The sequence below is a fragment of the Streptomyces sp. NPDC001070 genome, from assembly GCF_053598835.1.
Genome location: NZ_JBSFLB010000051.1, coordinates 26,954 through 40,615, shown reverse-complemented (window position 1 = coordinate 40,615; position 13,662 = coordinate 26,954). Strand labels below are relative to the sequence as shown.

Sequence of the window (13,662 nt, the reverse complement as noted above, 5' to 3'; positions counted from 1 at the left end):
ACATCCGGCCCGACCGACTCCCCGGCCCATTCCCCCTGCATGCCTACAAGACTGGCCCCGACTCCACAGAGCCGGGGCCAGAACCCGAGATTTTCGGCAGTCTTCTAGGCAGAATGAGGGCTCCCAGTCGTTCGTGGACCGTCCGATATCGGTTTCCGCCGCGTTCGAGGGCAGCAAGGGCATCGCCGCAGCTCGCGACCTGGCCCGGTCGTTCCTGGCAGATCTGCATGCCCTGCACGGGCTGACGGTGTCCGCCCCTGCGCAGGGCATGGTCCAGCTGGTGGTGAGCGAGCTGGTGACCAACACGGGGTATCGCCGAGGTGAGCCCAAAAGGGGCCATGGGATGATCTTGCTCCGTGATTGATGAGCAGAGTCCTGGTGTGCGGGGTGGCTGGGGTGTCGCCGAGATAAGCGCCAAGGCCGCCAGTAGTTGATCTTGAGCGGCCCGGGTTCAGTGAGGCCGCAGTTGGCGCTGGGATCGATCATGGCCGTCGCCGGTCCTCTGTGCTCCTAGGATTGCGAGGGTGACGGCAAGAACCAGTGACATCGAGAAGGCGGCCGGTGTGCTGCGTGCCGGCGGCCTGGTGGCTCTCCCGACCGAGACCGTCTACGGACTGGGCGCCAACGCGGAGGACCCCGCCGCCGTCTCGCGCATCTTCCAGGTCAAGGGGCGTCCGCCCTCGCACCCGCTGATCGTCCACATTGGGAGCGCGGAGCACCTGGACGACTGGGTCGAGGACGTGCCCGCGACGGCCCGCCTGCTGGCCGAACGCTTCTGGCCGGGGCCCCTCACGCTGGTCCTGCGGCGCGGGCGCCGGGTGCCTCTGGAGGCGACCGGTGGCTTGGAGACGGTGGCCGTGCGCGTGCCCGACCACCCCGTGGCACTCGCGCTGCTGTCGGCCTTCGGCGGCGGTGTCACGGCCCCGTCCGCCAACCGCTTCGGCTCGGTGAGCCCCACGACCGCGGACAACGTCCGTGCCGAGCTCGGCGACGCCGTCGACTACGTGCTGGACGGCGGCCCCTGCGAGGTCGGTGTCGAGTCGACCATCGTCGACGCCACCGGCGAGATCCCGACCATCCTGCGGCCCGGCGGGGTGACGCGTGAGGACCTCGAAGCAGTGCTGGGATGCCCGCTCGCGGTCCCTGCGACCAGCCACATCCGGGTGCCAGGCCAGCATCCGTCGCACTACGCGCCGCGTGCTCGGGTCGTCCTGGTCGGGCCGGAGAAGGTCGTCGCCGAGGCGGAGCTGGCGCAGGAGCTGGGGCACCGGGTCGGCGTCTTTCTTCCTGCCGCCTTCGCCGGCGCCGAGGTGAAGGCGCACGCGGTGGTGCAGGTCCCCGGTTCGATGGCCGCCTACGCGCGCGGGTTGTACGGGTTCCTGCGCGAACTCGACCAGCGGGGGTGCGACCTCATCGTCGCGTCCCTGCCGGCGGAGGAGCGGCTGGGACTGGCGATCGCCAACCGGCTCCGCCGCGCCGCGGGGCCCCGGACCACCGTATGACCAGCGCCGACACCCTGCCCTTACTGCTCCCGGGCGCCGGGGCCTGGCGGATTCGTGGCGGATTCGGCTGAGCTTCCGCCGGTCTGGCAGACCGGGCACAGCTCGTGCCGCCCGTCGTCGGTGACGACCGTTCCCCATCCCAGGCACACCTCGCAGCCCGCGGCCCGCGCCAGGTCGGCGCGGGGGACGGTGCTGGACGCGTGGTCGGCTCCGTGAGCCATCGGGCGGTGCCCTTCCGGCGTGATCGAGCGGTGAACCCGGTGGGTTCCCCATCCACGTATACGGGTCTCCTCGCACCGGGGCAAATCACGCTGGGGCAGCCACGGCCGGGATGGTCAGGACGCGGCAGGGACCGCCGCATCAAGGCCGCGAGAGGCGACGAGCTGTGCACTGCCGTCGGCCAGCCGGTAGGACAGCCCCACCACGCCGAGGCGGCCTGCGGCCACCCGTTCGGCCAGGGCGCGAGAGCGCTCGAGCAGCAGGTCCACGGTGTGCTCGATGTGCTCGGCCAGGATCTCGTCGGCCTGGTCGCGTCCGGCGGCGCGGGCTGCCAGCACGCTCGGGGTCACCCGTTCGACAACGTCACGGACGAAGCCGCCGGGCACCCTGCCGCCGTCGGCTGCGGCACGGGCGGCTGCGATGGCCCCGCACGAGTCGTGGCCGAGCACGACGACGAGCGGGGCGTCGAGCACGCTCACGCCGTACTCGATGGAACCAAGGGCTTCTGCACCGGCGACATGTCCCGCGGTGCGCACCACGAACAGGTCGCCCAGGCCGCGGTCGAAGATGATTTCGGCGGCCAGCCGGGAGTCGGAGCACCCGAACAGCACGGCGAAGGGCTGCTGTGCCGGTGCGATCTCGGTGCGGCGCATGGCGTCCTGGTTCGGGTGCTCGGGGGCGCCTGAGACGAAGCGCTGGTTACCGGCCATGAGCAGCTCGAAGGCGCCGCGGGGCGTCGGGTTCTGGATCTCGGTCATGGCGGCAGCCTACGAGCCGGCACCAGCCGTCGCACCGCCTGGTCCCGCTGGAGCTCACCAGGTCGGGCCACACCGACGGCCTTGCCATCACCCCCAGGCGCCCGGCGAGAGCGGCCTCGGTAGGGAACCTCAGCGCGCGACGGTGCTGCCCCGCCCGTACGCCGACCGGTCCAGGACCCTCCGTTCGTCGTCCGCATCCGCACAACGAGCCAGGTGCCGCCCGCGCTGTCGGCCGAACGAGGGTGGACCGCCCGGGATCACTCGCCATCCCCGCCGTTGCGGGCCTGCGCCAGCAGCTGGGGCACCACGTCCTTCGCTCCGTCGTCGGTCTGCTCAGTGAGCGCGTCAATCACCTCGTCGCTCGTGCCGTCGAGAACCTGCTGCGTGAGGCGATCCATCAGCTCGGGGTCGGTGCCGCTGCCGGGGCCGGTGAGGTCCACCCGGGGCGGCCGACGCGGGGCGATGATCTTCGGCCCGGCCGGTGCCTCGGTCGCCTCGGCTTCGGCGAGCGCGCGGTACAGCGAGGCGATCGAAGGATGTTTGCCTGCGTTCTTGCCGGTCTTGATCATCAGCTTCTTCGCGATCTCCGGTACAGGGACACCGCGGTCCTTCAGCGCACGGGCGAAGAGAAGCATGTCCTCGTCGATGACCTTGGGCCGTCCGCCATGGTTGCCCTTGGCCGCGGCAGTCACCTGGCCCTCCAGGGTCTTCTCCCGGATGTAGTTGCGCTCGATCTGGGCTGCGGCGGCCAGGACGGCGAAGAACATCGCGCCCATGCCATTGGGGTCGTAGATGCCGCTGAGCGGTCCGGTGAGGAGTTCGAGCTGGACGCCGACCGCCTGGAGCTGTCCGGACAGCGTCATCAGTTCGGCGGCGTTGCGGGCCAGGCGCTTGAGCTCGTGGACGGTGAGGATGACCTCCCGGTCGGGGGCGGCCTCCTTGATGTCGTACGCCAGCTTCAGCGCCCTGAAGCTTCGGCCGAGTCTTCACCCGGGTGCTGATCTTCTCGGAGAAGATCCGCTTGCAGACCGGTTCCAGCGCGTCGAGTTGGGACTGGAGTTCCTGCTGGGCGGTCGAGCAGCGCGCGTACCCGATCCGGATCGGCTTTGCCGCCGAGGCGGCAGGCAGAGCCTCGGCGGACGGGCCCGGCTTCCACGGCCGTCCCGGGCCGCGGTCCTCCGGCACGAGGACGTCGAGTTCCTCCCGGAGCGCGGGCACGAGGATGAAGCGGGCGGTGTGGTACTTCGTGGCGGTCTTCCCGCCGCGGGTGCGGCACGGGCTGCCAGCCTGGGCTTCACACTTCGGACAGTCGTTTCGTTCTACCGCGTTTGCGGCTTGATCGGGCGTCAGATCCGCCCCTGAAGTCTGTCAGAACTGTCTCGCACAACACCTAGGTTTTGAGAGGAATTCTGCGAGTCGCGACCTGCGGAAACGTGATCGACCCCGAGGCTCTCGCAGAACTCTCGCAACCGGTCCATTTGTGAGAATCACGCAGCACCCGGCCGTAGCCGCTGCGCTCGGGTACGCCGCCGGGGCTTCTGTTCCGTGTACAGAAGCCCCGGCCGCGCCTGGCGGTTCAACCCGTGAGGGTGTTGAGCCAGCCGGTCAGCAGACGGTTGATCTCCTCGGGGCGTTCCTGCTGGATCCAGTGGCCGCAGCCCTCTACGAGGTGGGAGGCGGTCAGGCCGGGGAGGGTGGTGGGGAAGGCGTCGATAGCGTCGGACATCCAGGTGGTGGAGGCGTCCAGGGCGCCGCCGATGAACAGGGACGGCTGCTTGATCGGGGCTCCGCGGTGGGGGGCGAGGTCCTCCCAGTCGCGGTCCACGTTGCGGTAGCGGTTGAGGGCGCCCGTCAGACCCGTGCGCTCGAACTCTCCGGCGTAAACGTCGAGGTCGTCCTCGGCCAGCCAGGCCGGGAGGATGCCGGCGGGAAAACGGTCACGCAGCTGGCCGCCGTGGGCGACGAAGTGCGGGTCGGGCTCGCCCTGGGCGGCCATGGTATCGGCGGACAGGGCGGCGTAGAAGCCCGCGAGCCAGCCCCGCACGTCAGGCTCGATCTCCGTCTCGGCGCGGCCGGGCTCCTGGAAGTAGGAGACGTGGAACTCCTGCTCGGGGCCGCCGATCTGGCCGAAGATGTCGGTGGGGCGGGGGCCGCCGGGTGGCGCGTACGGGACGCTCAGCAGGGCGACGGCCCGGAAGACCTCGGGGTGGAGCAGGGCGGAGGTGGCGGCGATGTTGGAGCCCCAGTCGTAGCCGACGACCACCGCGTTCTCCTCGCCGAGGGCGTGCACGAGGGCGACGTTGTCCTCCACCAGGTCCAGCATCCGGTAGGCATCGGTCTCCGCAGGCTTGGAGGAGCGGCCGTAGCCGCGCACGTCGAGCGCCACCGCCCGGTAGCCGGCCGCGGCGAGGGCCGGGAGCTGGCGGCGCCAGGAGTACCAGGACTCGGGGAAGCCGTGCACGAGCAGGACCAGCGGGCCGGTGCCCTGCTCGACCAGGTGCAGGCGCCCGGCAGGGGCCTCGACGGTGCGGTGGCGGAGTGCGGCGGACGGCTCGGGCTGCATGAGGTCTTCTCTCGGTTCGCGGGTGGACGCAGGTACGCATCGATCATGCGGCGCAGCGACCGTCCACCGCGATTACCCTTGCCAATCTGGCAAACTTGCAGACAGGATGGTGGAGCGGCACGTCCGGAAGGGGGCAGAGCGGGTGACAGGCGACGACGTGGCCGACACGCTGGCGGCGATGGGCCCCCGGCTGCGGGCCGCACGCGAACACCGCGGCTCCACGCTCACCGGCGTCAGCTGCGCGACCGGCATCGCCCCGAGCACGCTGTCGCGGATCGAGACCAGCCGACGCAAGCCCACCCTGGAAGTGGTGCTGCAGTTGGCGAAGGAGTACGGCGTCTCCCTGGACGAGCTGGCCGGCACCGCTCCCGCCGCCGAGCCCCGCACCTCCGCGCTCCAGCGTTTCGGCGACGACAAGGCGGTGCTGCCGCTGACCCGGTACGTCGGGGGCCTGCACGCCCACAAACACGTCCTACCCGCCGTCCAGGAGCCGCCCGCGCGGCCCCGGCAGGTCTCCCACGACGGCTGGGAATGGCTGTGCGTCCTGTACGGGCGGCTGTGGCTCGCACTCGGCGACCGGGACCTCGTCCTGAGCGCCGGGGACGTCGCCGAGTTCGACACCCGCAATCCCCATGGGGTCGCGAACGCCGGCACCGGCGGCCCGGTCGAGTACCTGATCATGTTCGGGCCGCAGGGAGAGCGCCTGCGACCGCGCACCCCGCCCGCCCCCGGCCCCAGGGCCCGGTAGCAAGCAGCGAACGAACGGCCTGACGTCCCGGATACGCCCAGGATGTCAGGCCTCTTCCGCGTCGTCCTCAGCGGCGTCGGGGTCGCGGAAGGGGCGCAGGCCCTGGCCGGGGCCGCTGGCCTTGATGTTGAACAGGTAGCGGCCCAGGAAGTTGATGTGCCGGTCCTTGAGCGGGGAGAGCCGGGCGACGTCCTCGTCCTTGACGGCGTGGCCCTCGGCGCGGAGCCGGGCAACAGCAGCGTCCAAGTAGCGGGTGTTCCACAGCACGACGGCATTGAGAACGAGAACCAGACTGGCCAACTGATCCTCCTGCCCCTCGCGGTACGCCTGTCGGATCTGGCCCCGGCCGCCGTGGCAGATCGCGCGGGCCAGGCGGTGGCGGGACTCCTGCACGGTAAGCTGCCGGTTCATGAGCCGCCGGTAGGTGTCGTCCACCGGGTCGACCAGGGCGAGCAGGTGCATGGTCTTGTCGATCCGCCCGTACTCGGCGAACGCAGCCCCCAGCGGGGTGGGGTGGCCCTCACGGCCGAACATCCGCAGCAGGTCGTAGGCCCGGACCTGGTTCGTGATGAGCGACCCGGCGACCCGGAGCATGTCCGGCCAGTGCGTGGCGATTCGCTTGAGGTTGACCTTGTTGCAGGCGACGGCCTCCAGCGGCCCGTACCCGGCGGCCGGCGTCTCTCCGTCGTCGGGCAGGTCGGCCCGCCAGAACCGCTGGTCTTCCAGGTCCCGGAAGCGCGGGGCGAAGCGGAAGCCAAGCATCTTGTACAGGCCGAAGGCCATGTCCGAGTACGAGGCGTTGTCGGTCGCGACCATCTCCGGCTTCACCCCGCCGTCGAGGTTCAGCAGGGTGTCCAGCGTGTACAGGCTGTCGCGCGGCGTGCCGCGCACCACCATCGCGCCGATCCCCGCCACCTGGTCGTTTACTGCATTGAGCCAGGTCACGCCGCGTTTGTAGCCGTAGTACTTGGGCGAGGGGCCGGTGTTGATGCTCTTGACGGGGACGACGAAGCGCAGGCCGTCGACGGATGCGAGCAGCCCACCGCCCCACATCTGGCCAGCTCGATACGGGACTGGGCGGTGATGAGCGCGGCGTTCGCCGCGGCGATGGTGTCGGCGCGCACGTAGTTCTGGTCGACGTGGGACAGGCGCGAGCGGGTCAGCGCCTTGTTCTCCGTGTCGATGACCGGGGTCAGGCCGATGTTGCAGCTCTGCGAGACCAGCAGCGCGACCAGGGAGACGAGCAGGCCCTCCATGCGGGTGCGCCGCTCGGAGACATGGCCGAAGGCGTCGAGGAACCCGGTCCAGGAATGGACCTCGAACAGCAGGTCCGGCAGCTCGATCCGGGGGAGCATCGCCTCCGTGGTGTTCTTCAGCCAGGTCAGCGACTCCGGCTCACCCACCGCACCCAGCTTGTCCACCGACAACTTGGCCCTGCCGCCGCCCTCGGGGACGACGACCTCCACCTTCGCGTCGTCCCCGGCCTCTTCCAGCCGGTCGGCCATCTGCCGCCACGCGGCATCCAGTGCCCGGACCAGCTGGTCCAGGTGCTCGGCGGCGTCCTCGGACAGGGACAGGCCCGCCAGCACGTCCGCCTTCATCGCCTCCCACCGCGGCCCGTCCAGCAGCCTCGCGCGCGGGTCCGCCCACCGGTTCGACGGCGAGGCGAACACGTCCCGCCGGTTCAGCGCGCGGTGCAGCTGCTCCAGCACGCACACCACGTACGCGTCACGGTCGACCGAGCCCTGCGGCAGCTTCGAGTTGGAGATCACCGCCCGCTTCCACATCGCCGGCACGAGTTCGGCGTCGACCTCGCGGGGCAGCAGCGGCCGGTCCTTGACCCGCCGCCGCGACAGCGCGGGCAGCCGGCGTACCGCGGCGAGCACCCGCCGCCCGGCCGGGGCCGCACCGAGCGCGTCCGACTCACCCAGCAGGGACAGGAAGGGCCGGACGGTGTTGTAGCGCAGGGCCAGCTTCTCCCGCATCGCCGCCTCGGCCGACCCGTCGTCCTCCGGCACCAGGGCCTCCACGGTCGCGACCGCCCCCACGACCGCCGTACGCGGCACGGCCTCCTCGACCGCCGCCCACAACGCGCTGACGTCCAGGTCCGTCCCGGCCTCGGCGACCAGGTCCCGCTCCTCGGTGAGGATCTTCGACGCCTTCGCCAGGATGCGGGCCGCCTTCTCCAGCTGCGGCAGCATCGCGAGACGGTCCCGGTCCGACGCCCGGCGGGCCGGGCTGATCAGCCGGTTCGCCATCAGCACCGCGAACAGGTCCAGCGCGTCATCGACCGCCTGCGCCTCCAACTGACGCACCACCGCCGTCAACGGCGCGGTCCGCCGCGGCTCCGGCGCCCGCTCGATCGTCTGCGCCTTGCTCAACTGTCCGTACCGGGCCAGAGTGGACAGCCGGTTCACCGGCACCCGGGACAGGTTCACCCGCCCCAGCGCGAACGCCGAGATCTCCTCCACCCGCTCCATGGCCCGCACCATCGCCGTACCCGTCGACTTCGTCGGCGGAGTACGCAGCCGCTCCAGCTCAGAGACCCACTTGCCCTCCGGCACGACCAGCAGCTCAGCCAGCGCCGGCGCGAGCGACGGATCGGCCCGGGACGCGGCGCGGGCCACCGCCTCGTACAAGCGCCGCTCGGCAACCGTCCGGGCCTCCGACACCTGCCGGGCCAACACCGAAACGCCGGGCAGCAGCACCCGGTTCTTCCGCAGCCACGTCACCGCGTGGTTGAACAGCGCCACAGGCCCCTCGGCATGCGTCCACGCCCGCCCGTACAGGAAGCCGCGGAACTCCCGACCCCACTTCCGATCGGTGAAGTCCCGGTACTTGAACCGCTTCTGGATCTCCGCCGCGTGCTCGTACACCGTCGATCGGCGCTCCGGGTACCGCTTCACGCACGAGGCGTCGGCGATGCCGAGCTGCCCGGCCAGGTACTCCACGGCCTCCCACGGCACCGCGAGTGGGTCCTCACCGAGGAACCGGCCGATGTAGCGGACCGTGCAGATCTGCAGGGCCATGCCCAGGCGATGTGCGTCCGTACGACGCAGGGCGATCAGGTCACGGTCGTCATCGTCGAGAAAGAAGAACCGCTCCAGTTCCGGGCGGGTGGGCACCTCGGTGAACGTCCCGTACGCCTCGGCCTGCTCATCAGTTAAAAATTCCACCGGCATGCGGCGGACGGTAGCCATGCCCCGACAGCGATCGAGGATCTTCCTCCGAACCCCCGCACCAGGCCAATCACGTGTACTAGACGACCATGATCGTTCTCACCGGGATTTCCTTTACCTCAACTACTCACACCCGGGTCAGGACCCGTGCGGCCTCCAGGGGCAGGCAGGCGGCCAGGTCGACGCGTTCGTCGCCGGTCAGCTGACTCCCGAGCCCTCCCAGGACGAGGCGGACGGCTTCGTCGGCCTTCTCGCGGGTGGGGTAGGCGCCCTCGTAGCGGACTTTCTCCAGCATCTGCTCGTAAGCCGTCCCGTACGGCTGCTGGTGCCCTTGAGGTGCGCGTACGTCGGTGATCACTGCGGTGCATGCCTTTCATCGGAGCCGGGATGGGGTGGCGCCCGGGGGTGTGGCACCACCCCAGGTCTTGGTCAGGTGGGTTGTGGGCGGCCGAAGAGGAGGTCGTAGCCGGCGGGGAGCTGGAGCAGGATCTGCCCCATCAGGTCGTCGTCGGCGGTGTCGGCGACCGTGGACAGGACGGCGCTGACGTCCCAGGTCGCGGTGTGCTCGGTGGCGCCTTCGATCCAGGCCGCGGTCGCGCGGACGAACCGTTCGGGGGGCAGCGGTTCGGCGCTCTGCAGCGGGTTGAGCAGGATCAGTGCGAATTCATCCGGCAGGCGTGCGGCGAGCTGGGCTCGGACCTCGCCGACCAGGTGCGCGCCGAGCAGGGCGAGGACCACGCGGGCCGCCCGCTCCGCTTCCTGCACGGTCTCGTACTCACCGCGTTCTCTCACGTGGTCGAGGAACGCTTCGCGTCGCAGAGTCATCTCGGCCGCCCCTTTCCTGTTCGGACTGTCCAGGGGTGCGGAGGACGGGTGATGAGGGGGAGATCAGGTGCCTGTCCTCCGCACCGGTCCGGCGGGCTGGTGTCAGCCGGAGATCTCCTTGCGGCCGGAGCCGACGCCAATGGAGATCTTGCGGGGCTTGGCGCGCTCGGCGATCGGGATGCGCAGGGTGAGCACGCCCGCGTCGTAGTCGGCCTGGATGTGCTCGGTGTCGAGGGTGTCGGCGAGCACGATCTGGCGGGAGAAGACGCCTAGCGGCCGCTCGGACAGTTCCATCTGCACGTCGTCGGCCTTCGCCACTGGCCGGCGCTCGGCCTTGACGGTGAGCGTGTTCCGCTCGACGTCGATGTCGATCGCGTCCGCGGTGATACCGGGGAGGTCGAAGGCCACCACGTACTCGTCGCCCTCGCGATAGGCGTCCATCGGCATCGCCGACGGCTTGGACCAGGTGCCCGGGCCCATCAGCTGCTGTGCCAGCCGGTCCAGCTCACGGAAGGGGTCAGTGCGCATCAACATCGTGAAACACCTCCAGCGGTTTGTAGGCAGTTGCTGCCAATGCGCTGCACTGACACCGTTGTAACATGTCATCCAATGGATGACAAACATGATGTCGTCTACGTGATGACACAACGAGGGAGGTGCCCGTGACCGCAGCAGACCAGCCGTCCACAACCAGCACCGACGCCCACAGCCCGGCGTCGTTCCTCGCCGCCGCGGCGGCCCTCAACGCCATAAACGACGCCCTGCACACAGCCCAGCACGAGACCCCTGGCAGCCCCGGCACCGGGCCGGGCCCGGAGCAGGCCCTGGCCTCCCTGATGCTGCTGCGGCAGGTCCGCGAGCAGCTCGCCGGATGGGAGACCGGCTTGATCGAAACCGCCCGCGATGCGGGCGCCAGCTGGGCCGACCTCGCCCACCCCCTCGGCGTCACCAGCCGCCAGGCCGCCGAACGCCGCTACCTGCGCGGCCGACCCGGCCCCGCCGGAACCACCGGCGAACAGCGCGTCACTGCCACCCGCCAGGCCCGGGCCGCCAAGCGCACCACCGCCACCTGGGCCCGCCGCAACGCCGCCGACCTGCGCCGCCTCGCCGGCCAGATCACCGCCCTCACCGACCTGCCCCCCACCGCCCGCCGCCCGCTCAGCGAGCTCCACGCGGCTCTCGCCCACAACGATCCCGCAGACCTCATCGCCCCCCTGACCGCCGCCCGCCCCCACCTGGCCGCCACCCACCCCGACCTCGCCGCCCAACTCGACAGCCTCACTCCCCCCTGACCCCGCCCTGGTGCACCGCAACACCATCCAGTCAGCCTCCGCCCCCAGGCGGACGAGTTGTGGCCTGGAGACCGACGGGGCCGGCCTGCGGTCTCACCTGGCCCGTTCCCTCAATGGGCAGGGCCTGGTGAGGGGCTGATGAAGTTGGCGGCCAGAGTGCCGAGGCTCCGGTTCGTGCCGGGTCTGCCGACCGGCCCCGGCCTTTCAGGCGGCCTGACCGAATCCGGCCACGGCCGGGTCCGTCTCGCGCAGTGGGGTGAAGTCCACGTCCAGCTTCGGGTCGTACGCCTCCGGCTGGATGCCGAGCTCGTGCGTGCTGTACTCGCCGAACCGGTTGATGTGCTCGGTCAGGTACGGCAAGATGTGCGCCAGGTCCTCCGGCTCGATCGTCCAGCCCTCCTCCAGCAGCTGGCGGACGATCTCGGCGATATCCAGGGCGTTGTGGAAGATCACCGTGTTCGTCAGCAGCGCGTTGAACTTCATCGCCTTCTCCTGCTCGACGGGGTCGTTGTCGGCGATGACGCCGCGGTTGCCGAAGCCGACCCACTGGGAGAACCGGTTGAACGACTCGACCTTGTTCGTCGCCGCGGTCACCCGCCGCCGCAGCGGGGCGTCGGTGAGGTAGCGCAGCAGTTGCACGGTGCGGATGACGCGGCCGACCTCGCGGAAGGCGGTGTAGGTGGCGTTCTTCCGCGATCCCGACCGCAGCCGCTTGAGCAGCGTGGACGAGGAGATCGCTCTTTCCCGCACCGAGACGGCCACCCGCATCAGGTGCCGGAACTGTGACTCCATCAGGTCCCAGTCGATGACGTTCTTGCCCGGCTCGCCGAACAGGGCGTCGATGTGCACGTACTCGCTCTGCTTGCTGGGCCGGTAGAACGTGGAGTCCTTCCAGTTCCGGATGCGGGGCATCAGGTCGAAGCCCAGCAGGTGGGCGAGTGTGAACACCGGGAAGGACTGGACCTGGGTGTCGGCGTGCACGGTGGTCGGCTTGACCTCGGAGGTGTTCTTCAGCAGGCCCTCGATGATGTAGACCGCCTCCCACACCCCGCACGGGATGAAGTGCGTGAATAGCGCGATGTACGTGTCGGAGATGTGGTGGTAGGCGATCGCGCCCGGCTTGCCGTACCTGACGGAGGTCTCGGCGAGCAGGTTGTCGAGGTAGGTGTCCATGTGCGTGCCGTCAGCGGCCACCGCGGTGCCATCGCCCCACGCCTGGGAGATGTCGAGCTGGGCGTGCGCGTTGACCAGGTCGGCGATCGCCTCGTTCAGCAGCACAATCAAGAAGTGCCGGTTCGCCGTGTACAACAACTCATGCCCGGAGACGCCGGGGATGTGGCGCGCGGCCTCGTACGGGCCCATGTTCGTGCCCTTCACGAACGTCGTGATCACGTAGCGGCCGAAGGGGTCGGCCAGCTTCGGCTCGTTGCCGGAGGCCGGCCCGAAGCGCCGCCACCACTCCACCCAGTACGCCGTGCGGGCCAGGATGCCCATCAGCGACCGCTCCGGCATCCTGGCCTTGATCTCCTCCTCCAGCCGCTTCGCCGAGGGCCGCTGCCCCTCCGCGCGGTGCGGCTTGAGCGATGGGATGCCTGTCTCCGGGTCGATGACCAGGCCCTCGTTGTCCGGGTATCCGGCGTCCGCCGCCGCGGCGGCGTCCCGCAGCTTGTCCTCCAACTGCCGGCGGAAGAACCCGGCGTCGAACTCGGCCGTCTCGCCCTCCTCGGCGAGGCCGACCTCCACCAGGTAGGCACCTAGCTTCTCCTGCACGGCCTCCCACGCGAGCAGCTGCTGGGACCAGTCGGCGTACTCCTCCGAGCCGACGACCGCGACGTCGCCGGTGCGCAGTTCCTCGGCGAGGGCGGTGAAGACCATCGCCTCGAAGTGCGTGCGGACGAACTGGCCCGGGCGGGTCTTGTCGAGTACGGCCTTGCGCCAGTTTTGGGTGGTGAAGGAGATGTCCACCTCCCGGCCCGTCTCGTCGAAGGCGGTGATGTACTCCCCGCGGGCGGCCTGGTGCCGCTGGGCGTGCGCGAGCGCGTCCAGCACCCGCCCGTCCTCGCTGGTGGCGGTGAACTCCAGCTTCTCGGCGAGGTCGAACATCACCGCCCGGTCCCGGCCGATCTGCCCATACAGCAGCACCTCCCAGAAGCTGCCGTGATGGGCGGAGACCTTCTCGATCTGCTCGTACTGCTTGTCGAAACCGCCGAACTCCTCCACGGTCTGGGTGACCGCGCCGAGCCCGCCAGCCTGCACCACCAGGGCCTTCGTAAGGGCCAGCAGGGCCGGGGAGACGTCGCCGTCGAGCTGCATGGCCACCTCCTCGGCCGTCGCCGCCTCGTCCAGGCCGTCCAGCGCCTGCCGGGCCTCGGCGGTCATGGCCGCGGCTTTGACCAGCGCGGCCTGAGCCGGGCCGCCCTCGTCGATGTAACAAGCTCATCCGCTCATCCACCGTCGCCTCCGTCAGGGGAGTCTGACCCACCACGCCGTCCCGGTCCCGCCAGTGCAGCAGCCGACGACGCCGGCCCGTCTCGTGCGTCACCAGCCGCTTTGGCAGCCCGTCGTACCGACCCACC

The 13,662-nt window shown here is 70.3% G+C and carries 11 protein-coding genes and 3 pseudogenes; 4 read left to right on the top strand and 10 right to left on the bottom strand.

From position 1 onward, the window contains the following. The first annotated feature begins 133 nt into the window (after positions 1-133). A complete protein-coding gene (locus ACWDAS_RS38430) occupies positions 134-364 on the top strand; it encodes a hypothetical protein (protein ID WP_450400254.1) in 231 nt (76 codons plus the stop codon). A gap of 160 nt (positions 365-524) precedes the next feature. After that, positions 525-1,502 carry an L-threonylcarbamoyladenylate synthase gene (locus tag ACWDAS_RS38425; protein ID WP_450400252.1) on the top strand — a complete coding sequence of 326 codons (978 nt, stop codon included), beginning with the start codon at positions 525-527 and terminating at the stop codon, positions 1,500-1,502. Positions 1,503-1,522: 20 nt separating this feature from the next. Here ACWDAS_RS38425 and ACWDAS_RS38420 read toward each other — a convergent pair whose 3' ends face one another. The 5 genes and pseudogenes from ACWDAS_RS38420 to ACWDAS_RS38400 all read right to left on the bottom strand — a co-directional run bounded on the left by ACWDAS_RS38420 (position 1,523) and on the right by ACWDAS_RS38400 (position 5,042). After that, a complete protein-coding gene (locus tag ACWDAS_RS38420; protein WP_450400251.1) occupies positions 1,523-1,723 on the bottom strand; it encodes a hypothetical protein in 201 nt (66 codons plus the stop codon). A gap of 114 nt (positions 1,724-1,837) precedes the next feature. Continuing rightward, the gene (locus ACWDAS_RS38415) at positions 1,838-2,479 is read right to left on the bottom strand and encodes a carbonic anhydrase (protein ID WP_450400249.1); all 642 of its coding nucleotides are present in this window, start codon (positions 2,477-2,479) and stop codon (positions 1,838-1,840) included. A gap of 257 nt (positions 2,480-2,736) precedes the next feature. Then, positions 2,737-3,366, bottom strand: a complete 630-nt coding sequence (locus ACWDAS_RS38410) for a recombinase family protein (protein ID WP_450400256.1) — start codon at positions 3,364-3,366, stop codon at positions 2,737-2,739. 121 nt (positions 3,367-3,487) lie between these two features. Beyond that, positions 3,488-3,829: pseudogene (locus ACWDAS_RS38405) on the bottom strand (zinc finger domain-containing protein); the annotation flags it as partial. A gap of 226 nt (positions 3,830-4,055) precedes the next feature. Continuing rightward, positions 4,056-5,042, bottom strand: a complete 987-nt coding sequence (locus ACWDAS_RS38400) for an alpha/beta fold hydrolase (protein ID WP_450400248.1) — start codon at positions 5,040-5,042, stop codon at positions 4,056-4,058. Positions 5,043-5,184: 142 nt separating this feature from the next. Between ACWDAS_RS38400 and ACWDAS_RS38395 the strand changes: the two genes are divergently transcribed. Beyond that, positions 5,185-5,790: a helix-turn-helix domain-containing protein gene (locus ACWDAS_RS38395; protein WP_450400247.1), complete on the top strand. Its 606-nt coding sequence runs from the start codon at positions 5,185-5,187 to the stop codon at positions 5,788-5,790. Between the two features lie 45 nt (positions 5,791-5,835). Here ACWDAS_RS38395 and ACWDAS_RS38390 read toward each other — a convergent pair. From ACWDAS_RS38390 to ACWDAS_RS38375, 4 genes and pseudogenes are all read right to left on the bottom strand, one after another. Then, positions 5,836-8,972, bottom strand: a pseudogene (locus ACWDAS_RS38390) (Tn3 family transposase). 133 nt (positions 8,973-9,105) lie between these two features. Next, a pseudogene (locus tag ACWDAS_RS38385) lies at positions 9,106-9,327 on the bottom strand (DUF2267 domain-containing protein); the annotation flags it as partial. Positions 9,328-9,398: 71 nt separating this feature from the next. Beyond that, entirely contained in the window at positions 9,399-9,794 is a 396-nt protein-coding gene (locus tag ACWDAS_RS38380; protein WP_067303826.1) for a DUF2267 domain-containing protein, read from the bottom strand. A gap of 102 nt (positions 9,795-9,896) precedes the next feature. Beyond that, the gene (locus ACWDAS_RS38375; protein WP_450400245.1) at positions 9,897-10,328 is read right to left on the bottom strand and encodes an Hsp20/alpha crystallin family protein; all 432 of its coding nucleotides are present in this window, start codon (positions 10,326-10,328) and stop codon (positions 9,897-9,899) included. Positions 10,329-10,456: 128 nt separating this feature from the next. On the opposite strand from ACWDAS_RS38375, the gene ACWDAS_RS38370 reads away from it, so the two are divergent. Beyond that, positions 10,457-11,086, top strand: a complete 630-nt coding sequence (locus ACWDAS_RS38370) for a type III effector protein (protein WP_067303830.1) — start codon at positions 10,457-10,459, stop codon at positions 11,084-11,086. A 204-nt stretch (positions 11,087-11,290) separates the two neighbouring features. Here ACWDAS_RS38370 and ACWDAS_RS38365 read toward each other — a convergent pair whose 3' ends face one another. Continuing rightward, positions 11,291-13,465 (bottom strand): transposase, encoded by a 2,175-nt coding sequence (locus ACWDAS_RS38365; protein ID WP_450400243.1) that lies wholly within the window; start codon positions 13,463-13,465, stop codon positions 11,291-11,293. Positions 13,466-13,662 lie beyond the last annotated feature (197 nt).

Bases quoted from the DNA above. Each gene is read 5' to 3' on its own strand.
- ACWDAS_RS38415 (WP_450400249.1), bottom strand. From the start codon at position 2,479: ATGACCGAGATCCAGAACCCGACGCCCCGCGGCGCCTTCGAGCTGCTC.
- ACWDAS_RS38375 (WP_450400245.1), bottom strand. From the start codon at position 10,328: ATGTTGATGCGCACTGACCCCTTCCGTGAGCTGGACCGGCTGGCACAG.
- ACWDAS_RS38380 (WP_067303826.1), bottom strand. From the start codon at position 9,794: ATGACTCTGCGACGCGAAGCGTTCCTCGACCACGTGAGAGAACGCGGT.
- ACWDAS_RS38420 (WP_450400251.1), bottom strand. From the start codon at position 1,723: ATGGCTCACGGAGCCGACCACGCGTCCAGCACCGTCCCCCGCGCCGAC.
- ACWDAS_RS38400 (WP_450400248.1), bottom strand. From the start codon at position 5,042: ATGCAGCCCGAGCCGTCCGCCGCACTCCGCCACCGCACCGTCGAGGCC.
- ACWDAS_RS38365 (WP_450400243.1), bottom strand. From the start codon at position 13,465: ATGACCGCCGAGGCCCGGCAGGCGCTGGACGGCCTGGACGAGGCGGCG.